16 protein-coding genes and 1 riboswitch are annotated in these 20799 nt (G+C 66.7%); of the genes, 7 read left to right on the forward strand and 9 right to left on the reverse strand.

Annotation, left to right across the window (positions count from 1 at the left end; translation table 11 throughout):
- Positions 1–60: 60 nt before the first annotated feature.
- A complete protein-coding gene (locus JHW41_RS19560; RefSeq protein WP_250444839.1) occupies positions 61–567 on the reverse strand; it encodes a PEGA domain-containing protein in 507 nt (168 codons plus the stop codon).
- 175 nt (positions 568–742) lie between these two features.
- A complete protein-coding gene (locus JHW41_RS19565; protein WP_250444841.1) occupies positions 743–1903 on the reverse strand; it encodes a metal-dependent hydrolase in 1161 nt (386 codons plus the stop codon).
- A 135-nt stretch (positions 1904–2038) separates the two neighbouring features.
- Between JHW41_RS19565 and JHW41_RS19570 the strand changes: the two genes are divergently transcribed.
- Positions 2039–2743 carry an aspartate/glutamate racemase family protein gene (locus tag JHW41_RS19570; protein WP_250444843.1) on the forward strand — a complete coding sequence of 235 codons (705 nt, stop codon included), beginning with the start codon at positions 2039–2041 and terminating at the stop codon, positions 2741–2743.
- A 249-nt stretch (positions 2744–2992) separates the two neighbouring features.
- Positions 2993–3475 (forward strand): hypothetical protein, encoded by a 483-nt coding sequence (locus tag JHW41_RS19575; RefSeq protein ID WP_057946485.1) that lies wholly within the window; start codon positions 2993–2995, stop codon positions 3473–3475.
- A 307-nt stretch (positions 3476–3782) separates the two neighbouring features.
- Here the strand turns inward: JHW41_RS19575 and JHW41_RS19580 are convergent, their stop codons facing one another.
- Complete coding sequence (locus JHW41_RS19580; RefSeq protein WP_250444844.1) at positions 3783–4616, reverse strand: UDP-2,3-diacylglucosamine diphosphatase; 834 nt, start codon at positions 4614–4616, stop codon at positions 3783–3785.
- Positions 4617–4636: 20 nt separating this feature from the next.
- A complete protein-coding gene (locus tag JHW41_RS19585; protein WP_082644325.1) occupies positions 4637–6415 on the reverse strand; it encodes a lysophospholipid acyltransferase family protein in 1779 nt (592 codons plus the stop codon).
- 350 nt (positions 6416–6765) lie between these two features.
- Between JHW41_RS19585 and metK the strand changes: the two genes are divergently transcribed.
- From metK to JHW41_RS19600, 3 genes are all read left to right on the forward strand, one after another.
- Positions 6766–7989: a methionine adenosyltransferase gene (metK, locus tag JHW41_RS19590; protein WP_057946483.1), complete on the forward strand. Its 1224-nt coding sequence runs from the start codon at positions 6766–6768 to the stop codon at positions 7987–7989.
- A 436-nt stretch (positions 7990–8425) separates the two neighbouring features.
- Complete coding sequence (locus tag JHW41_RS19595) at positions 8426–10759, forward strand: AAA family ATPase (RefSeq protein WP_250444846.1); 2334 nt, start codon at positions 8426–8428, stop codon at positions 10757–10759.
- Positions 10756–11484 (forward strand): HNH endonuclease, encoded by a 729-nt coding sequence (locus tag JHW41_RS19600; protein WP_250444847.1) that lies wholly within the window; start codon positions 10756–10758, stop codon positions 11482–11484. The genes JHW41_RS19595 and JHW41_RS19600 overlap by 4 nt, the downstream gene beginning before the upstream one ends.
- Positions 11485–11971: 487 nt before the next feature.
- On the opposite strand, the gene JHW41_RS19605 is transcribed toward JHW41_RS19600, so the two are convergent.
- From JHW41_RS19605 to JHW41_RS27455, 3 genes are all read right to left on the reverse strand, one after another.
- Positions 11972–13006: an NADP-dependent oxidoreductase gene (locus JHW41_RS19605; RefSeq protein ID WP_250444848.1), complete on the reverse strand. Its 1035-nt coding sequence runs from the start codon at positions 13004–13006 to the stop codon at positions 11972–11974.
- A gap of 119 nt (positions 13007–13125) precedes the next feature.
- A complete protein-coding gene (locus tag JHW41_RS19610) occupies positions 13126–13728 on the reverse strand; it encodes a TetR/AcrR family transcriptional regulator (protein WP_250444849.1) in 603 nt (200 codons plus the stop codon).
- 34 nt (positions 13729–13762) lie between these two features.
- On the reverse strand, positions 13763–13864 hold the full coding sequence (locus JHW41_RS27455) for a DUF6053 domain-containing protein (protein WP_428995580.1): 102 nt from the start codon (positions 13862–13864) through the stop codon (positions 13763–13765).
- On the opposite strand from JHW41_RS27455, the gene JHW41_RS27460 reads away from it, so the two are divergent.
- Positions 13827–14021 carry a DUF6053 domain-containing protein gene (locus JHW41_RS27460; protein ID WP_428995581.1) on the forward strand — a complete coding sequence of 65 codons (195 nt, stop codon included), beginning with the start codon at positions 13827–13829 and terminating at the stop codon, positions 14019–14021. The genes JHW41_RS27455 and JHW41_RS27460 overlap by 38 nt on opposite strands.
- A 34-nt stretch (positions 14022–14055) precedes the next feature.
- On the opposite strand, the gene JHW41_RS19615 is transcribed toward JHW41_RS27460, so the two are convergent.
- Positions 14056–16521, reverse strand: a complete 2466-nt coding sequence (locus tag JHW41_RS19615; RefSeq protein ID WP_250444850.1) for a hypothetical protein — start codon at positions 16519–16521, stop codon at positions 14056–14058.
- A 45-nt stretch (positions 16522–16566) separates the two neighbouring features.
- Positions 16567–16652: riboswitch (cyclic di-GMP riboswitch) on the reverse strand.
- 429 nt (positions 16653–17081) lie between these two features.
- On the opposite strand from JHW41_RS19615, the gene JHW41_RS19620 reads away from it, so the two are divergent.
- Positions 17082–17792 carry a hypothetical protein gene (locus JHW41_RS19620; RefSeq protein ID WP_250444851.1) on the forward strand — a complete coding sequence of 237 codons (711 nt, stop codon included), beginning with the start codon at positions 17082–17084 and terminating at the stop codon, positions 17790–17792.
- A 116-nt stretch (positions 17793–17908) separates the two neighbouring features.
- On the opposite strand, the gene JHW41_RS19625 is transcribed toward JHW41_RS19620, so the two are convergent.
- Complete coding sequence (locus JHW41_RS19625) at positions 17909–20548, reverse strand: prolyl oligopeptidase family serine peptidase (protein WP_428995402.1); 2640 nt, start codon at positions 20546–20548, stop codon at positions 17909–17911.
- Between the last annotated feature and the right edge of the window lie 251 nt (positions 20549–20799).

Here is a 20799-nt window from a genome sequence, read left to right on the forward strand (position 1 = left end):
CTTCAGGCCCGACGCCTTTCGATCCGCCGCCGCGACAGCCCGCCGCTCGCTGCGCGCGGGTCAGCGCTTGCCCTTGCCTTTCGCGCGCGCGTACTCCTCCGGCGTCTGCCCGTTTTCCGGCACCGCCGGAAACGCCGGCGCGGTGCAGCCGGGCGTTTCCTCCACCAGCAGCACCGCCAGCACGTTCGGATTGAGATCCTTGGCCGCGCCGCTGGCGGCGTCCACGCCGACGCCGATCAAGCCGCCGATCAAGGCGTTGCCGGCCATGCGCACCGCGCCGGCGCTGCCGAGTTCGCTGCGCACCTGGGTCAGGGCCTGGCGATAACCGGACTTGCACAGCTCCACCGCGACCGGATGCTTGCGCTTGAGCTTGAGCACGCACGGCGTGGAGCAGCGTTCGCCGTTCGACAGCGACACCGTCGCCGCACCGGGCAGGCTGTCGATGGTCAGCGACTGGGTCGAGCCGCGGATGAAGGTCGCGCAGCCGCTGGCGGCGAGCGCGAGGGCCGCGACGGCTGCGGGCGCGATCGGCCGCAATGCGATCCATCGCGGAAGCAGGGGGAACATGGTCTACCTCGGGGGCGGGCGGAGACGTGGAGGCGCGGCAGTCCGGCGCCGCGGCGGCCCGATTATGCAGATTTGCAGGCCCGCCGACACTGGCCGCTTGTCACCCTGACCGCGGTCACGGCGCCCCCTGTCCGTCCGCGCCGCACCGTCCTCGCGGCGGCCGCCGCGGCCGCGGCTAGCGCGGCGCCGCGGCCTCGCCGCCGCCGAGGTCGTCGCTCATCTCGCCGCTGAACCCGCTGCCCGGGCGGGCGTCGATGCCGGCGCGCGCGCGCATCGGCGTGGCCCGCTGCAACCGGCGCACATCGGCCACCGTATGTTCCGGCGGCACCGGCGCCGGCTCGCGCCAGATCCGCTGCCACATCGCCGGCAGCCGCGCGGCCGCGTCCCACGGCCATTGCAGCTGTTCCGGCGCGATCTCGCGCCAACCGCCGGCTTCGCGCCGGGCCACCGCGAAGCGGAAGTTGTAGTCCGGCTCGGCGCCCATGCGCAGGTCGCTCAGCACCAGCCGGCCGTCGCGTTCCTCGGCCTTCATGAAGCCGTGGTTGAACCACTGCAGCCGGTGCACCGCCGGATAGCCGCTGACCTGGGAATAGGCCAGCGAGTCGGACGGATACAGGCGGAAATGCATCGGCCCGCGGTCGGCCAGCAGCGAGCGCTCGCCCTCGACATAGCCGTCCGGCGTCATCGCCACCACCCGCCACAGCGCGGTGGTGAACGGCATCGGCACCGAGAAACGCGGCGCGTTCTCCAGCCCCAGCGCGGCCAGCGCCGGCTGCGCGGCCTGCTCGACCCGGTGCTTGGCCCACAGCGAGCCGCCCAGGTACAGCGAACTCAGCGCCAGCCCCAACGCCAGCGCCGGCTGCGCGCTGCGCCCGGCGCGCGCGAACCAGACCCAGACGCAGGCGGCCAGCAGCCACACGGTGTAGAGCGGATCGATGATGAAGATGCTCGACCACATCGTCGGCCGCGCCGGCAACGGCCACCACAACTGGGTGCCGTACACGGTGAAGGCGTCGAGCACGGGATGGGTCAGCAGCGCGGCCTGCATCGCCCAGAACCAGCGCTTGGGCGATTGCGCCACGCGTCCGCCGCGGCCGCGGCACCAACCCCAGATCGCCCAGGCCACGAACGGCAGCACCAGCAGCGAGTGGCTGATGCTGCGGTGCCAGGTCATGCGCGCGACCGGATCGCCGGTGAGCAGGTTGACCGGCAGGACGTCCAAATCCGGCAAGGTGCCCAGCGCCGCGCCGGCCAGCAGGGCCGCGCGGCGGTGTTGCGCAGGAGCGATGGCGGCGCTCAGCGCGGCGCCGAGCACGATCTGGGTAAGCGAATCCATCGCGGAATGCTACCGGCGCGGGCCCGCGCAAGGTGTTTGTTTTTCGTTGCATGCGCGCGCGCGGACTTGCGCGGCCGCGGCGGCGCTCGCATGGTGGCCGCAAGCGGCCGCGCGCCGCGCTCTCATGGAATCCGCATGACCGCTCCCCTGCCCCTCGGCATCGTCGCCTGCTCCTCGGAAGGCGCGGCGCTGTGCTACCGCACGATCTGCGCCGAAGCCGCCGCGCGGCTCGGCCCGCACGCGCACCCCGACATCGCCTTGCACGGCCACTCGCTGGCCGACTACGTGGCCTGCCTGGAACGCGGCGACCTCGACGGCGTCGGCGAACTGATGCTGTCGTCGGCGCGCAAGCTCGAACGCGCCGGCGCGAAGCTGCTGATTTGCCCGGACAACACCATCCACCAGGCGATGGACTACGTGCGGCCGCGCTCGCCGCTGCCGTGGCTGCACATCGCCGACGTGGTCGCGCGCGAGGCGCAGGCGCACGGGTTCCGCCGGATCGGCCTGACCGGCACGCAGTGGCTGGTGGAGAGCGAGGTGTATCCGCGGCAGCTGGCGGCGTTGGGACTGGAGTACGTGCGTCCGGGCGCCGAGCAGCGCGCGCGGATCGGGCGGCTGATCATGGACGAGCTGGTGTACGGCGTGTTCAAGCCGCAGACCGTCGCCTACTTCCAGGGCGTGATCGAAGACCTCAAGGCGCAGGGCTGCGACGCGGTGGTGCTGGGCTGCACCGAGATCCCGCTGATCATCGACGACGGCAATTCGGCGCTGCCGACGCTGGATTCGACCCGGCTGCTGGCACGGGCGGCGTTGCGGGCGGCGGTGGCGGGGGTGGATTAGCGCATCGGCCTGGGGGCGGGTACGGCCTCGCCGCCGTAGCTGGCCGCAGGCAATCGGTTCCTCGCACGGGACGGCGGTGCCGGCGCGCCGACGGCGCGCGCAATGTCCATCGGCAGCGTCATCCCGGGTTAGAGCGGGCCGACTGGGCACGGCCATTGCTGGCGCACCAATGAGTCGCGAGAACAGGCATGATGGCGCAAGCCGCCGGCAAGGGCGCTGGGCTTTTTTTATGGATGAAGGTACTCAACGATGATTTCGCCTGAGTTGATCGAGCAACGGAAGTCCGAGCTCGATGATTTTTACGCAGAGGCTATTTCCGTGCTTGTCGAGTTCGTGGGGCAGATGGGAATAAATCCTGCGCCGCAAGTCCTGATCCATGCGGCCGACTACCTGCCTTTGCTCAGCACTGCCTTGAAGAACGTGGAACTGGACGGCGACGACGAGAAAATATGGCTCCACGCGAGGGTGGCATATTTTGTTGGGGAGTATTTCGCCCAGAGATACCAGGGCTCTTGGTATGTCAACGAAGATGAAGGATCTGTTTTTTACGGACGCTACGTGGTCGGGCGATTCTCCGCGTGGAACGACATGGCGCTTATGGTCGATCCGTTCGAGGTAGGTCGCAGCTATATAGGATCGCCCGTCCCCAGAAACTTGCAGGCGCTGGTCGATTCGGTGGATGCGGAGTTGAAAGATCGAAGCACGCGCGGCGAGTCACACAGGGCTTCGTAGGCTTCATGCGGTCATGAATCATGGCTTGAGGGGCCGCGGATTGGCGGTCCGGCCTGAGTCGGAACAGTCCGGCCGGGGACTCTGGTTGCCGTGCGGGCCGCAACCCTGTCGAGGTGTGCGGCATCGATTCGACCGATCCTGATCGAACCTTCAGGCAGCGCTGAAAAACGCGCTGTTTTCCTTTGGGTTCGTCCAGTCAGGCGCGCCCTGCTCACTGTCCGGGAACGGATGCGCGCGCAGCCGGGCTCGCGAGCAAGGACAAACTGGGTCCTGACTTTCGCCTTCCAGCCGCCTCACGCCTCACGCCTCACGCCGCGTACGGCAGTTCCTTGCCGGCCGGCAACGTCCGCGGCGCGCGCGGCGGCAGCAGGGCGCGGGTCTCGCCGGCGTGGGTCAGCAGGCGAAGGGTGCCGTCGGGGTCCTCGACCAGCGCGGTCAGGCTCTCGACCCAGTCGCCGTCGTTGGCGTAGACGCAGCCCTCGCGCTCGAACAGCGACGCGCGGTGGATGTGGCCGCAGACGATGCCGTCCAGGCCGCGCTTGCGCGCATCGTCCAGGCCGGCCTGGACGAAGCGCGCGATGTAGCGCTCGGCCGCGCCGCTGCGGCGCTTGAGGAAATCCGCCAGCGACCAGTAGCGCTTGCCGAAGCGGCGCCGCACCTGGTTGGTGAGCTTGTTGCCGGTCAGGATGCGCTCGTACAGCCAGTCGCCGAACTTCTCCTGCATGCCGCCGAACTGGGTGATCGCGTCGTAGTCGTCGCCGTGGGTCACCAGCAGCCGGCGGCCGTCGGCGGTGAGATGGATGGCGCGGCGGCGCACCTGCATGCGCGGCAGGGTCAGCCCGCAGAAGCGGCGGATCGAGCGGTCGTGGTTGCCGGGCACGTAGATCAGCTCGGTGCCGGCGCGCGCCAGCGCGTGCAGCGCCTCGACCACGCGGTACTGCGCCGAGCCCCAGGCGGCGCGGCGCTGCGACATCCACCACAAGTCGACGATGTCGCCGACTAGGTAGAGCTTGTCGCAGCGCAGTCCCTGCAGGAAGTCGGCGAACTCCGCCGCATGGCAGTGCTTGGAGCCCAAATGCACGTCGGAAACGAACACGGCGCGGCGGCGTAACGGCAACGGCACGATCGAGGCGGGGCTCATGGCACGGTCTCGTGGCGGGGTCAGGTGTCCGGTGCGTGGGCCTGGGCAGCGTCGGTGCCGGCGTCGTTCGCCGCCTCGCCGTCGGCGGGCGGCGCCGGACGCGGCACGGCCACGCCGAGGTAGCGCTCGCGCTTCTTCGGCCGCAGCTGCTGCAGGTCCACTTCGATCAATCCGTCGACCGCGTCGCTGAAGGCGGGGTCCACGCCGAAGGCGAGGAAGCGCGCGCCGCCCGGCTCGCACAGGTCGGTGTACTGCTTGTAGAGCATCGGCACCGCGCTGCCGAGCGCGTCGAGGTTGTTCTTGAGCACGCGGAACGCGGTGGCCGCGTCGAGCGCGTCGAACTGCGGCGGCGCGGCGCGATACACGAACGGCTGCTTGGACACCGCGTCCGCGCCGGCCCCGCCGTAGTAGCGGGCGTAGTAGGCGACGATCTGTTCGCGCGCCTGGATCGGCAGCGCGGCGCTGATCGAGACCGGGCCGAACAGGTAGCGGATGCCCGGGTTGCGGCTCAGGTAGGCGCCGATGCCCTGCCACAGATAATCGATGCTGCGGCTGCCCCAGTAGTCCGGAGTCACGAAGCTGCGGCCCAGTTCCATGCCCTGGACCAGGCGCGGCACCGCGTCTTCGGCATAACGGAACAACGAAGCGGTATACAGCCCGGCCAGGCCGCGCTCGGCCACCACCCGGCTGCCGCGGGCGATGCGGTAGGCGCCGGCGATGCGCCCGGCGTCCTCGTCCCACAGCACGATGTGCTCGTACCAGCTGTCGTAGACGTCCACGTCCAGACGCTGGCCGGTGCCCTCGCCGACCTGGCGGAAGGTCAGCTCGCGCAGGCGGCCGATCTCGCGCAGCAGCGGCGAGCCGGCCGGCAGCGCGCCGACCCGGATCTGCTTGCCGTCGGTGGTGCGGCCCAGCGATTCCATCGATTCCACCCCGGCGCGCACCAGCGCCGGGTCGACCGCGTCGATCAGCGCCTCCGGCCCGACCGGCGCCGGCCGCTCGCGCGGGGTGCCGACCGCGTGCAGCTCGCGCCGCACCTCGCGCAGCACCTGCTGGGCGTCGCCTTCGGCCGGCAGCCGGAACGCGCGGCCGATGTGCAGGGCGATGCGGCGCGCGCGGCGGGCGAACATCTCGCGCGCCAGCAGCGCGGTGCCGGCCGGCTTGAACAAGGCCGAGGCGCCGTAGAACAGCGCCGAATTGCGCGCCTCGATGCGGATCGGCAGCACCGGCGCGCCGGTGCGGCGGGCGAAGCGCAGGAAGCCGCGCTGCCAGCGCCCGTCGGTGACCCCGCGCAGGCCCAGGCGGGCGACTTCGCCGGCCGGGAACACGATCACGCATTGCTCGGCTTCCAGCGCCGCCTCGATCGCGTGCAGGCTCTCGGCGCTCGGGCGGCCGCCGAGGATGCGCACCGGCAGCAGCAGGTCCTGCAGGCCGTCGAGCGCCAGCAACAGGTCGTTGGCGACGATCTTGACGTCGCTGCGGACCCGGCCGACCGCGTCCAGCAACGCCAGCGCGTCGACCGCGCCGGAGGGGTGGTTGGCCACGATCAGCAGCCGGCCGGTGGTCGGGATCCGGCGCAGCTCGGCGTCCTCGACCAGGTAGCGCGACTGCAGGAACTCCAGCGAGGCGGTGACGAAGTCGAACCCGTGCAGATGCCGGGTTTCGCCCAGGAATTCATCGATCTGGTCGAACCTCGACCAACGGCCGAGGGTCCGCACCAGCGGACGGGCGAGCCTCGCCCTGCGGCCGCGGAACCACTGCGGATAACGTTCTTCCAATCGGCGTTCGAGTTGCAGCATGGTCTTCGTCGCATCGGGGGCGGCGGTATGCCGCGCAGCCTGAGCCGGCGCGGCGACAGCCACATGGCGGTTTGGGGACAGTCCGGTGACAGCCCTGTCCGGCCTGGGAGCGCCGCCCGGAAAGCGCGAAACGGCGATGCGTCGTCGCCGTGGAAGCCGGCCATCCTGGCAGCGGGTCCAGGCTGGCAGCAGCGCCCCGCCCCGGCCTCCGCCGAACGGCCGACCCGGCCGAGGCCCTTCAGCCGCGCTTAACGCCCAGACAACCCTGGGGCACGGCACAATGCGCGCACGCGGCCGAGCTTGTACAATGCTCGGCCATCTTTCTATCCGAATCGAAGGATATTGCCTCGATGTCCAGCTATCTGTTCACCTCCGAATCCGTCTCCGAAGGCCATCCGGACAAGATCGCCGACCAGATCTCCGACGCCGTCCTCGACGCCATCCTGGCCCAGGACAAGCGCGCGCGCGTGGCCTGCGAGACGCTGGTGAAGACCGGCGCGGCGATCGTCGCCGGCGAAGTCACCACCAACGCGTGGGTGGACATCGAAGCGCTGGCGCGCAAGGTCATCAACGACATCGGCTACAACAATTCCAATGTCGGCTTCGACGGCCACACCTGCGCGATCATCAACATGCTCGGCAAGCAGTCGCCCGACATCGCCGCCGGCGTCGACCGCAAGAAGCCGGAAGAACAAGGCGCGGGCGACCAGGGCCTGATGTTCGGCTACGCCTGCAACGAGGCCCCGGAATACATGCCGGCGCCGATCTACTACTCGCACCGCCTGGTCGAGCAGCAGGCCAAGATCCGCAAGCAGAAGAACTCCAAGCTGCCGTGGCTGCGTCCGGACGCGAAGTCGCAGGTCACCCTGCGCTACGACGACAAGCACCAGGTCGCCGGCCTCGACGCGGTGGTGCTGTCGACCCAGCACGATCCGGGCATCAAGCAGAAGGACCTGGTCGAGGGCGTGTACGAGCACATCCTCAAGCCGGTGCTGCCGAAGGCGTGGCTGGAGAAGCTGCCGAAGAACAAGGTCCACATCAACCCGACCGGCATCTTCGTGATCGGCGGCCCGGTCGGCGATTGCGGCCTGACCGGCCGCAAGATCATCGTCGACAGCTACGGCGGCATGGCCCGCCACGGCGGCGGCGCGTTCTCCGGCAAGGATCCGTCGAAGGTCGACCGTTCGGCCGCCTACGCCGCGCGCTACGTGGCCAAGAACATCGTCGCCGCCGGCCTGGCCGACAAGTGCGAAGTGCAGGTCTCCTACGCCATCGGCGTGGCCGAGCCGACCTCGATCTCGGTGACCACCTTCGGCACCGGCAAGATCAGCGACGACAAGATCGAAAAGCTGATCCGCAAGCACTTCGACCTGCGCCCGTACGGCATCGTCAAGATGCTCGACCTGATCCACCCGGTCTACCAGCTGACCGCCGCTTACGGCCACTTCGGCCGCAAGCCGAAAGAAGTCAGCTACGTCGACGGCGCCGGCAAGAAGCAGACCGCCACCGCCTTCTCGTGGGAGAAGACCGACAAGGCCGAGGATCTGCGCAAGGATGCCGGGCTGAAGAAGTAAACTCGGTGCCATCGCGCGAAGCGAAGAAAGGGCCGCGAAAGCGGCCCTTTTTCTTTGTGGAACTACCTGTAGGCCGAGTAGCTGAAAACAAAAGTCGTTAATACACCGCTATATCCGCCGCCAAGCCGCATGCTCCATATGAGAGCAAGAATTTTGACACACAGCGAAATAACTAAAAGTCTCCACCGGCAGATCCCTTCTGTGGACTCTTGGAGAAGCCCGTGAACCGGCCGCATACTCGCAGATGTCTGACTGAAATATTGCGTACAGCATCAAATTCAGATGCGAACACCACGCCGAGACATCCAAATCAATCACGCAAGAATGCTATCTCAAGCTCTTCAGGCCGCTCTACCGTCCATTACCTAATCTTGCGCGGAACCTCCAAAATGCAGCATTCTTCGTGACAACGAAATCAGCAAGGAAGAATGGCCAAGTGGAGAATCTGGATGAGCGAAACCTCACATCTGCCCGATATCTCAAGACGATTCACTCCATCGCAAAGGATAAGTTGGGGCATGCCGATGCAATTCGCATGGCGATCTTTATTCTCTACTTAGACCTCACTGACAAACTAGAATTCGCTTTTCTTCCGAATTATAATTCACATAACGAACGGACCAAGGCCCTCGCGCATGCGTACGAGCAAGCCATAAAATCGCATAGACCAAGATATGCTGCCCAATTGGATTTTTATCTACTGGGCGATTTTGGTTTGTCCAGCTTGCTGCAAATATCTCAGAAGGGAGATGCGGAGGAAAAAATACTTCGATTCGACTACATGATCGATGCACTACTGAGCTTGCAGTTCCAGGATGATGTAACTTTAGCAACAGAAAAATTTACTGCGAATTTTGCCGCACATATTGTGGAAAATAACACCGCATTGATCGACCTGGGCAGAAGTAGTTCTGGTGCGCTGGGAACGCAAGCCATCCAAGCATCGACGCTCTGGCTTCAAGACTTAATACATGATGCCGAGTTCGAGGTGCTACTCAAGCTGGAAGTACACGGACGCCACGTCAGCCGATACCAGCTGAACAGTGACATAAACTTGCCGAAGTCGAGCTTCCTTTACTTCATCCCTCCCCGAAAAGACGCTCTCGTTGCAGAGCTTAAGCAGGCCTGGAATGATGCTTTACCAGGAGCTTCCGGGCTGACCATGGCAACATGGTTCAGTCACCGAGCCACCACCGGGCAGGCCGCAGTAACACTGCTGACCCTACGCGAATGTCGCGAGAGTGGCATCCGACGCGACTTAAGGCGCGAGCTTATTCGAACGGGGAACGTACGCGCGGTCATCGAACTGCCACGCCGCATAGCAAAAGCCACTCGCCAATTCATACTAGTGCTGGGCGCTCCTAGTTCCTTGCCGGAAGACCAAAATATTCTCTTCATTGACGGCCGCTACTGCGATGCGTTGCGCGATGAACCGCTAGAGCGAATCGCCGCTTTCTTAAGCATCCCTATCTTGGCGCGAAGCTCAAAAGACCTTGAACTTGATTGGCCAGACTGGCGAACTGCGCTAGGTTCGGAGCTCTCAGTGCGTGCTTCGAAGCTATTTTTTGAAGAACAGCGAGAGGCTCGAGGCTTTTATCGTGAGATTCGATTACGACAGTTGCTTGACATGGAGTCGGATTCTCTCGATCCATCCGCCTGGATTGAACCCATTGACAATGGCCTCACCATTACCATGCTCGACCCCACTCCACTGTATGAACTGCTTGACTCGCCACAGCCCTGCTGTGCGTACGTCATCGGGGACAACGGCGTAGGGAAGAGCTTCCTCTTACGTGGCTTACTTGATTATTACGTCAAGAAAGAGCGCCCGGTCCGCGCACTTTCATCGACCGCCTCGGACCGGTACCCCAAAGATTCAAATAAACATCCACACTATCGCTACTTGGGCGCGCGGACGACGGCAACAGGTACTAACGTCAAATCTTTAGCACGCCAAATGCTGCGGCTGCTGCAGACAATTTATCAGGAACCTCATCGAATGGAGGTATTGGATAAAGCATCCGAACTGGTGGGCTTCAGAGGTAAGCACTTCGTTCTTCCCGGAAACCTGAAGGTGACCCCAGAATCCCTGGCGGATCTGAAGACTATTAGTGAAGAGGCGTTCGCCGAACTGCAGAAAGGTGATCAACCAGGATTTCAGCGCAACGGATCCACCGTAATCGTCCCCTTTGACCATCTCAGCAGCGGCGAGCAACAAATACTGCTTATGCTGGGACGCTTGATAGCAGAGGCGCATAAGGGCACGCTGTTCATTATTGATGAGCCTGAGGCAAGCCTTCACGTTGCTTGGCAGCGCGCCCTGCCAAGCGTCCTGAACGTAGTGCGCGACGAGTTCCAAGTTCAGTTCGCCATCGCAACACATTCACCTGTCTTGCTTTCCGCCGCGTTAGACACTGGCAGTTATCGCTTTACTGCGCGAGGTGGCTTGATCGAAATTCTGCCGGAGCGAGCAAGGAGCGTCGAGCGTATCCTTTTCGATGGATTTAGCACCTACACCGAGAGCAATCGCGAGGTGCATGAGCGATGCGCCGAGATTGTATCGGCGGCAGTTGAGCAGGTAAATCTTGGCGATGAAAAGGCTGCTATCCAGGCATTGAGCGAGATCACACAGATGCGCCATGTCGTGGAGATATCCATTCCGTCTCTCGGCGAAGGGCACACAAACGCTCATCTTCGCTTGATCGAGCAAGCTAGACTCGTGCTATCGAAACTGGAAGAGGAGCGAAGCTCCGCAGGAGCCGCCGGATGAAGATTGATCTTGGCGCACAGGAGCGGGAGTTTTTCGCAAAGAACCTTCCCTCGCTCGAAGCACGTGCATTCTTTCGCAGCTGGCGTCGCTCTGCCGGATTGCTAGACGGCGCATGGTCTACGATTCGCGACGGCAAGTTTAAGGTCAATGGAACCGAGCACAATGGGGCCTCGCTGATCACCAAACTGCGAAATCACTTGGTGTCCCTGCAGGATGGATACTGCTGTTACTGTCGCCGATCGCTACAGGGCATTGCCTGGGCCAAGCCGATTGATCATGTGCTGCCGAAGGATAAATTCCCTCGCTTCACGTTTCATTACCGCAACCTGGCTGTCGCCTGCTATGACTGCAATCATGTAAAGAGAAATAGCGAATGGTCGAGCTGGAATAACTCGCAACGGAAATATATTCCTGCAAGGCGATGTCGAAGGTTCTTTCACCCGCGTTACCACATCTATGACGATCACGTGCGGTACCTGCATATTTCGACCAACGGAGCGAGTTTAAGCGTCTATTTCGGCACTACAGAGCAGGGAAAGAAACTTTGTGCAGACCTGTTACACAAGAGTGCAGCGCGGCGCCTTGCGATTTCGGCAAACCCGAGACTCGATGCCGCTTTGACGAAGATCAGAAATCAGATTGACGAAATGGAATTACATGCAGACGCGGAACACTTAGAGAACTTCCTGGAAGCTCTGGAGAAATTTGCCCTACCAGGAATATAAGGACAGCCCCTCTGTTTATCTTATTCAGCCTGTAATAGTACGGTTTCAGGGGCCAGCCTTTGTCGGGTCACGCGTGAGGTGACATCTAGTTTGTTCAGTCGCCTCTATTTTCGAAGCAGCCGACGCGGGATTCGCTGTCGGCATAGCGAGTATTGTTGCGGTTAAAGGCCATCATGTAACTAAGGGCAGGCGCTTCTACCAAAGCCTACTGCATTGCTGTCGAAGGGTGCTCGCGAACACTCCCTGGCTCGTGAGCGTGGGACGGCGGATGTGGCTACGGGAAATGTTCGAACTGTCTTTCGCTGGTGGATTCACTCGCTGCGAGGCTACCATCCAATAGTTTGGCGCCATTTGCTATCGCAGCACGAAAACACGCTAACGCTGCCACAAACACATCGAGATACGAACCATCACTTCGTAACCGTCGCGACGCGCTCAGATGCGCGTTTAGTACAACAGCGAATGACCGTTGCGCCGGCGGCGAAGTTCAATCCTCGCCCACCCTCACCACCAGCTTGCCGAAGTTGCGCCCCTGCAGCAGGCCGATGAACGCCTGCGGCGCGTTCTCCAGGCCGTCGATGCGATCCTCGCGCAGCTTCAGCGCGCCGCTGCCGATCCACTCGGCCATGTCGCGGCGGAACGCTTCGAAACGCTCGGCGTAGTGATCGAAGATGATGAAGCCCTGCACCTTGATGCGCTTTTGCAGGATCGCCGACATCAGTTGCGGCACCCGGTCCGGGCCGGCCGGCGCGGTCTTGTCGTTGTAGTGGGCGATGATGCCGCACACCGGCACGCGCGCGCCGATGTTGAGCAGCGGCAGCACCGCGTCGAATACCTCGCCGCCGACGTTTTCGAAGTACACGTCGATGCCGTCCGGGCAGGCCTGCGCGAGCTGCGCGGCGAACTCCGGATCGCGCCGGTCCAGGCACACGTCGAAGCCCAGTTCGTCGAGCGCGTAGCGGCGCTTGTCCTCGCCGCCGACGATGGCGACCACGCGCGCGCCCTTGAGCTTGGCGATCTGCCCGACCACCGCGCCGACCGCGCCGGTGGCCGCGGCCACGACCACGGTGTCGCCGGGCTTCGGCTGGCCGAGGTCGAGCAGGCCCACGTAGGCGGTGAAGCCCGGCATGCCGAGGCCGCCGAGCGCGTGCGAGGGCTCGGCCATGTCGCCGAGCGCGGTCAGGTCGCTGCCGTCGGACAGCGCATAGTCCTGCCAGCCGGCGTTGCCGAGCACCAGATCGCCGGGCTTGAAGTCCGGGTGATTCGAGGCGACCACGCGGTTGACCGTGCCGCCGACCATCGCCTCGCCGAGCGGCACCGCCGGCGCGTAGACCGGGCCGACTTCGTCCATCAGGTTGCGCATGTACGGATCGAGCGAGAGGTACAGCGTGCGCAGCAACACTTGGCCGTCGCCGGGCGCGGGCACGGGGCTGGTTTCGAGGCGTACATCCTGCGGGGTCGGCAGGCCCTGCGGGTGGGCGGCGAGGACGAAACGGCGGTTGACGGCAGCGGTCTGGGGCATGGGACGGTGTCCTGGGTGGGTGGTGGAGATACGCTTCGGCCGGATAGATTAGACCGGTCGTCTAGTAGCGGGGCGAAAGAAAGGGCGGGTGCGCCGGGGCGCCCCGCCCTGTGGGGTTTTCAGTCTTGCGCGGGCAGCCCCAGCAGGTGCCGGGTGCCGGCCATCGCCAGATCCATCGGCTCGCGCTCGCGCTGGACCTTGGCCAGCAGGCTGGCGCCGATCCAGTTCTGGTAGAGCCCCTGGGCCAGGGACTGCGGCTCCGGCCCGGCCGGCAGCGAGCCGTCGTCGCGGCCGCGCTCGATGCAGCGGGCGATCCGGGCGATGACCGCGCCGGTGCCGCGCTCCAGCGCCGCGCGCATGGGTTCGGACAGGTCGCAGACCTCGGCGCCGAGCTTGACCACCAGGCAGCGGCCGTCCGGATCGGACCCGGTCTGGGCCTCGCGCCAGTCCTCGAAGTAGGCGATCGCCCGCTGCGCGCCGCTGCCGGGCTGCGCCATCAACGCGTCGACGTGCTGCAGGTAGTCGCTGAAATACGCCTCCAGCAGCGCTTCGCCGAAGGCTTCCTTGGAACCGAAGTAGTGATAGAACGAGCCCTTCGGCACCTGCGCCGCCGACAGCACCTCGGCCAGCCCGACCGCGGTGAAGCCCTTGCGCAGCATCAGCGGGTAGGCGACGTCGAGGATGTGCTTGCGCACGTCGTGGGGGACGGGGATGGCGTTCATGGGACGCGACTGTACGCCCGATTAGACCGGTCGTCTAGTCGCCAGCCTTGTGGCAGCCGGTGTCGTAGCAGCCGCCCTTGCGCCTCAGCCCGGCTCTTGTGGGAGGGCCTTCAGGCCCGATGCCTTTCGACCAGATCGCCGCGCCGGATCGAAAGGCATCGGGCCTGAAGGCCCTGCCACAAGAGCTCTCTCCACAAGACCTTCCACAAGAGCCCGGCCCGACAGTCCTCCGGCCCAAAGCCGCCCGGCGCCGCAAAAACAGCGACCCCGGCCGAGGCCGGGGTCGCCGATGACGCAGTGCGGCCGAATCGCGGCCGCTGCCGGCCGTTACTGCCCGGCCTTGGCGAGCGTCGCCGGGGACGTGGAGCAATGTCCCGGACCGGTGGCGCCTTCGTTGTAGGCGCCGAGGGTGCCCGCAAGCGCGATCGCCGTTTCCCTCGCCGGCCCCTTCGGCGCAGCGCTGCTGCGGCCGGCGAACCAGGCGCCGGCCTGGGCGATGGCGCTGGCGACCTGCGCAGGCGCGGTCGCGCCGGCTTCCACGTTCAAGCGCGCGGCCATGTACTGGTGCGCGAGGATGTAGTACGCGTTGCCTCCCTTCGGCGGCGTCCAGAACACGTGGTACCAAGTCTGGCCCGAGCCGAAGAACAGCGTGTCTTCGCTGATCTTGGCCCAGGTGGCGTCGTAGGGCGCCGGCCCGTACTTGGAATGGGTCTTCCAGTAACCCAGGGTGTAGGTGCATCCGCCGCTCGCGCACAGTTCCGGAACGCGGACGCTCAGCACCGCTTCGTCGCTCTTGCTCGCGCCGTTGTCGCTGTTCAGGGTCAGCACGTTCGGCACCATGAACTCGCAGCTCAGGCCCGGTCCCGTGTCGGCCGGCGGCAACCACGCGGCGGCCACGTCGAGGCTGCGCACGATGCCCGGATCGGGATCGACGTCGCCGGTGACGAACTGGGCGAAGCTGCCGCACAGCAGCGGCTGCACCGTCCAACCGAAGCCCGCGCCGAGGTTGAGCCCGGCGGTGCCGTTGAACAGATCGGTCAACGCCACGCAGCGGTCGGTTTCAACCGCCGGATCGCCGAACGCCACCACCGCCTGGTTCGAGCTGTAGCGCTTGAAGCCGCAAGCGCTGGCGTTGCCCTGCGCGTCGTAGCACTGCTGCACGCGCTGGATCGTGGCCTGGTTGGTGCCGCCCAGCTTGCCGCTCAGCGCGGCGCTGTAGCTGCAATGCAGCGAGGTCGCGGTCTGCGCATCGCAGGTCGGCACGACCGACTGGCTGCCGCCGTCGTCGAACGACAGCGTGTCGCTCGGCGCGGACGGACTGAACACCGGGCTGACGTCGGCGGGCCAGGAGACCTGGATGTCGCCGCTGACGCCGAAGTCGCTTTCCGCCTCGGTGGTACGGGTGGCGGCGAGACGATAGACCGTCTCGTAGCTGCCGCCGGCGTTGAGCGTCACGTCGACGTCGTCGCACAGGTAGTTGCCCGCGTAATCGCCGGTGGCGATCGGATCGGCCAGGCAGCCCTGCATGCCGGTGACCTTGGCGTCGGCGGGCGAGACCACCACGTGCTTGTCCGGCGTCCAGGCGTAATCGCGGTCGTAGCGGGTCTGCGCGGTCTTGCTCACGCTGACCGTGCGGCACGCGACCTGCACCGTGGCCGAGTCGCTGGCGCTGGCGTTGGTGTTCGCGCCGGTGCTCCAGGTGCCTGTGGCGGTGTTGGTCGAGTTGCCCTGGTCGGCGTTGCAGGTCAGCGGATTGGGCCGCGGATACGTCCACACGTACGGCCCGGACCCCAGCGCGAAACTGTGGTCCACGCTGTCCGGCAGCATCGAATCGTCGACCGCGAAGCTGTCGCCGTAGCTCTCGTTCGGGTCGGCCGAGATCGAGAACGGCGCGCTCGCGGAGAACGTGTACGACTGGCCGCTTCGGGTCGCGGTGATGCCCGCGGCGTTGACGCCGCCGCTGGCGCTGGTCAGGAACGGGAAGCTCAGGCTGCTCAGATCGAACGCGTAACTGCAGTTGAGGATCACCTTGTCCGCGTTGGGCGCGGGCTTGCTGCAATCGAGCGTGTCGGTGTCGCCGCCCTGCGCGGTCCACTGCAGGCTGAACTGATTGGGCGCGTTGCCGAACTGCATGGTGTCGACCACCGAGCTCGCGTTCCAGCCGAAGCCGAACGGGTCGCGCACCGTGATCGTGCCGGACACGCGGTACAACTGGCGGGTCAGCGCGCTGGCGGTGACGGTGTAATCGACCTCATGGCTGTCGCCGTCGAGCATGACGATCTGGTTCGGCGTCGCGGTCTTGTCGATGCTCCAGTCGGTGTAGCGCTTCCAGCTGGCGTCGGCGGTCTTCGCGCCGGTCGGGCGCGGGGTGAAGCAGAAGGTGACGTGGCTGACGCCGGCCGGCTGGCCGCTGCCGTTGTCGGGCGAATACAGGTTGGTGTCGTTGGCGACGCCGGGAGCGTAATGGAACACGTTGTAGGCATTGCCCCCCTTCACCACGACGTAGTCCATCGGCATGGTCGCGTCGAAGCCGATGTACTGCATCTGGCTGGGCGGGGTGTAGTTGAAGACGATGCTCTGTCCGGGAACGCCGAGGGTGTAGCTCTGGCCGTTGATCGGAGCGCTGCCGGTGCTGTAGCCCAGCCCCTGCCAGCTGCCGACGCCGGGAAGGTCGTCGCAACTGGTGAAGTTGCCGGGATACGTGGTCGGCAGGACCGAGGCGGCCCAGGCCCCGGAGGATGCGAGCAGCAGCGCCGCCGCGAGCAGCGGGCGCCAGGGACGATAGCGGGACATGACAGAACTCCTGAGCGGGGCGGCCGTGGCCGTCCGTCGTGTTCGCTCGGTAGCTCGGCCGTGCCGGCGCGCTGGGCCGGTACCCGGGAGCTTTGCGACGCCGGCTTTCGCCGGTTGTGCCTTTGTCGAGTCCTGGGGTCGAAAGGCGCCGGACGGCTCGACAGCGGGCCCGGCGGCAGCGCCCGCGATCCCCTGCGCTGCGTTGCCGAGGCGGACTATACGCCCGCCGGACACGGCCGGCGCAAGGCCGGCGCGTTGCGTTTTTGCAATATCGCCGACCACCGCCGGATGGACCGCCGCAGGCGTCGGCCCAGGCAAGCGCCGCTGGGGAACGCCGCGCCGCCGAGGGCGGAACCGCCGCGGCGAGCGCCTGTTCCGGCCCCGCCCGCCGCAACGCGCCCCGCCGCTGGCATTCACTTGGCGCGGACGAAGCCCAACCGCTACGCAACGCAGGCACCAACAACGTCCGCGCCAGCGCGAACGCCGCTATGCTCCGCGCACGGCGCCCGCCGCCCCCAAGCCGGCGCCCGGCCACCACCGCACTACGACGAGGTGCTGCAATGCGAACTGCCCCGCACAACCCGCGCCGGACCGGCCTCAAGGCCGCAAGTCTGGCCCTGCTGATCGGCCTGGGCCTGGCCGCGAACGTCCAGGCCCAGACCATCGGCTACAACATCCGCACCGGCGACGTCTGGGTCGACACCCGCCTGGGCGAGATCAACGATTACGGCCGCCGTTACCGCGAACCCTTCATCGAGGAAATGACCGGCTACTACGGCGCGCCGCGCTCGTTGATCGACGAATTGCTCGACCGCCGCCGCTGGGCGCCGGGCGATGTCTACTACGCCTGCGCCCTGGCCCGCTCGCTCGGCGTGCCCTGCCTCAACGTGGTGCGCGAGTACGACCGCAATCCCGGCCAGGGCTGGGGCGCGGTGGCGCAGCGCATGGGCATCAAGCCCGGCTCGCCCGCCTTCCACGCGCTCAAGCGCGGCGCGGTGCAGACCTACGACCACTGGGGTTATCCGATCCGCGTCGATCAGAGCGTGCGGGTGGATTGGGCCGAACACGGGCCGGGCAAGGGGCGCGGCAACGCCAATGGAAACGGCAAGAGCCACGGCGGCCCCAAGGCGCACGGCAACTCCGGCCACGGCTACGACGACGGCCCCGGCAAGGGTCGCGGCAAGGACAAGGGCCATGGCGGCGGCAACGGCAAGGGCCATGGCAACGGCGGGGGCAAGGACAAGGGACACGGCAACGGCAAGGGACACTGAGCCCCGCCCGTCCGCATCCAAATCCCGCAGCGCAAGAACGGAAAAGCGCCGGCCCTCGCGGCCGGCGCTTTTCGTTTACGCCAGACGCGCGCGGACCGCGCGCGCCCGAATCGCGCTTACTTCGCCGCCTTCGCGCCTCGCCCCGCTTCGGCCTTGGCGCTCTCGGCCTTGGCGCTCTCGGCCTTCGCGCCCTCGCCCTTCGCATTCCCGGGCTTCGCGTTCTTGACGTAGGTCTCCAGCCAGCGGTTGGTCTCGGCCAGCATGTGCAGGATCGATTCGCGCGCGCGGTAGCCGTGGCTTTCGTTCGGCAGCATCACCAGCCGCGCGTTGCCGCCCAGGCCCTTGATCGCCGCGTACATGCGCTCGCTCTGGATCGGGAAGGTGCCCGAGTTGTTGTCCTGTTCGCCGTGGATCAGCAGCAGCGGGTCCTTGATCTTGTCGGCGAAGTTGAACGGCGACATCGCCTCGTAGGTGCTCTGCGCCTGCCAGTAATTGCGCTCCTCGGCCTGGAAGCCGAACGGCGTCAGGGTCCGGTTGTACGCGCCGCTGCGGGCGATGCCGGCCTTGAACAAACGGGTGTGGGCGAGCAGGTTGGCGGTCATGAACGCGCCGTAGGAATGGCCGCTGACCGCGACCCGGTTGCGGTCGACGACGCCGCGCCGCACCACTTCGTCGATCGCCGCCTGGGCGCTGGCGGTGAGCTGGGCGATGTAGGTGTCGTTGGGCTCGCGCTCGCCCTCGCCGACGATCGGCATGGTCGGGTTGTCGAGCACCGCGTAGCCCATCGCCAGGTACGGCAGCGGGCCCCAGTAGCTGACCGCGTTGAACTCGTACGGCGAGCCGGTCACCTGGCTGGCCGCTTCGGCGCTCTTGAACTCGGCCGGGTAGGCGTACATCAGCATCGGCAGCGGGCCGTCGCGCTTGGCGTCGTAGCCGGCCGGCAGGTACAGGTTGGCGGTCAGTTCGACGCCGTCGTTGCGCTTGTAGCGGATCAGTTCCTTCTTGATGTCGCGCAGTTGCGGCGTGGGATGCGGGAAATGGGTCAGCGCCACCGGCGCGGCGTCGCCGCCGAGTTCGCGCCGCTGCAGGTTGGCCGGTTCGGTCGGCGATTCGCGCACGGTCAGCACGGACTTGGCCGCGTCGTCGAGCACCGCCAACGGCTGTTCGAAGTACGGCGCCTGCGAATGGAACAGGCGCGTGCGGCGCTTGTCGGCGAGGTCGAGGCGGTCGAGGAAGGGACGGTCGCCCTCGCTGGAGGCGCCTTCGCCGATGAAGTACACGCTGCCGCCGTCGGCGCTGGTCAGCAGGCGCTCGCCGCCAGCCGCGTCGCGCACGCTGACCGGCTTGCCCGGATCGTTGTAGCGGTCTTCGCTGCGGCCTTCGCGAATCAGCTCCGGCGCGCGATCGCCGTGGTCGGGCGCGATCCGCCACTGGCGCACCTGCCGGGTCTTCCACCAGAACTCATCGATCAGCGCCAGTTCGCCGCTGCCCCAGTGCGCGCCTTCGAAACGCGAGGCCAGCCGCGCCAGGGTCTGCGGCGGCTTGTCGAACGGCGCGGCCTGCATGAACACCGCGTCGCGGATCTCGACCGCGCGCGCCGGGTCGCCGCCGTCCTGGGCCTCGGCCCAGACCAGGGTCGCCGGCGCGTCGCTGCGCCATTCGACCTCGCGCACGCCGGTGGGTACCGCGTCGTTACCCGTCGGCAGGCCGTCCACCAACGGCAGGCGCGCGACTTCGTGCTCGAACCGGCCATTGCCGTCGAGCACGTCGATGCGGCGCGCGAACATGCTCGCCGGCACCAGATACGAGAACGGCCGCTGCAGGCGCGTGGTCAGCACGTGGCGGCCGTCGGGCGAGACCGACACGCCGGTGTACAGGTCCGGCGCGCCGAACTTGGCGACCTGGCCGGTCAGATCGACCGTCGCCAGTTGCGAACGCAGGTAGTACTCGAACTGGCGCGCGTCGTTCTCGTTGCGCAGCAGGTCCTGGTAAGTGCGGATCTGCTTCACGCCGCCGCCGGCGCGGGTTTCCTGGGTCGCCGGGCCGGTGGGCACGCCGCTGCCCGCCGGCGCGTCGCCCTGCCCTTCGGGCTGCAACCGCACCAGCAGGCGACGGCTGTCGGGCGTCCAGCCGTAGCCGCGGCCGGCGACGGTGTTGAGCCCGGCGACGAGCTTGCGCGCGCGCCGGGTCTCCAGTTCCACCAGCCACACCTCGTTGGCGCCGCTGGCGGCGTCGACGCGGTTGAACGCGAGCCAGCGCTGGTCCGGCGACCACTCCAGCGACGCCAGCGACAGCGGCGAGGGCAGGCCGTCGATCTGCACGGTCTTGCCGCTGGCGATCTCGAGCAGCTCCAGGCCGCTGGCGAAACTGAAACGGCTGGCCGCGCGCACGCGCGGATGGATGCGCAGGCCGGCGAGCTTGAGCTCGGGCTGGGCGACCACTTCGATCCCCGGCAACGACGGCGTGCGCATCAGCGCCATCCAGTCGCGGCGCGGGCTCAGCGACATCTGCGGCGGGCGCGGCGCGTCGACGATGGCCTGCAGCGGCTTGGGCGGCAGTTGGTAGCCGTCGCCGAACGCCGCATTCGCGGCGGCCGGCGCGGCGGCGGGCTTGGCCGCCGGCGCGGCCTGCGCGGCCAGGCACGGCGCCAGCGCGAGCAGCAACACACCCGGCAACGCCAAACCCGGCAACGGCCGGCGGCCGCCCGGCGCGGGCGTGGAAGGTCGGCGGTCGGAGCGGCGCGCGTGCGGCTTCATGGAAGGTCGGTCCTCGGATGCGAAAAAACGCTGATGCGGGAAAGCACCGCTGCGCAACGCAGCGGATGCGGAACGTCGGAGCGCGGGCCCGGCGCCGTCGCGGCGACGGCGGCGATGGGCGGCGCGCTCCCCGCTTCGAGCTTAGCCGCCCGGCGCGCCGCGGCGCCTATGCCATTGGGGCCGGTCGCTCGTCGCGGGCAGGCCGCGCGCGTGGTCGGGACCGAGCCTTGCCAGAGCCGAGCTTTGCCGGA

Origin of the sequence: Lysobacter enzymogenes (assembly GCF_023617245.1) — a bacterium.
Classification (GTDB): domain Bacteria; phylum Pseudomonadota; class Gammaproteobacteria; order Xanthomonadales; family Xanthomonadaceae; genus Lysobacter; species Lysobacter yananisis.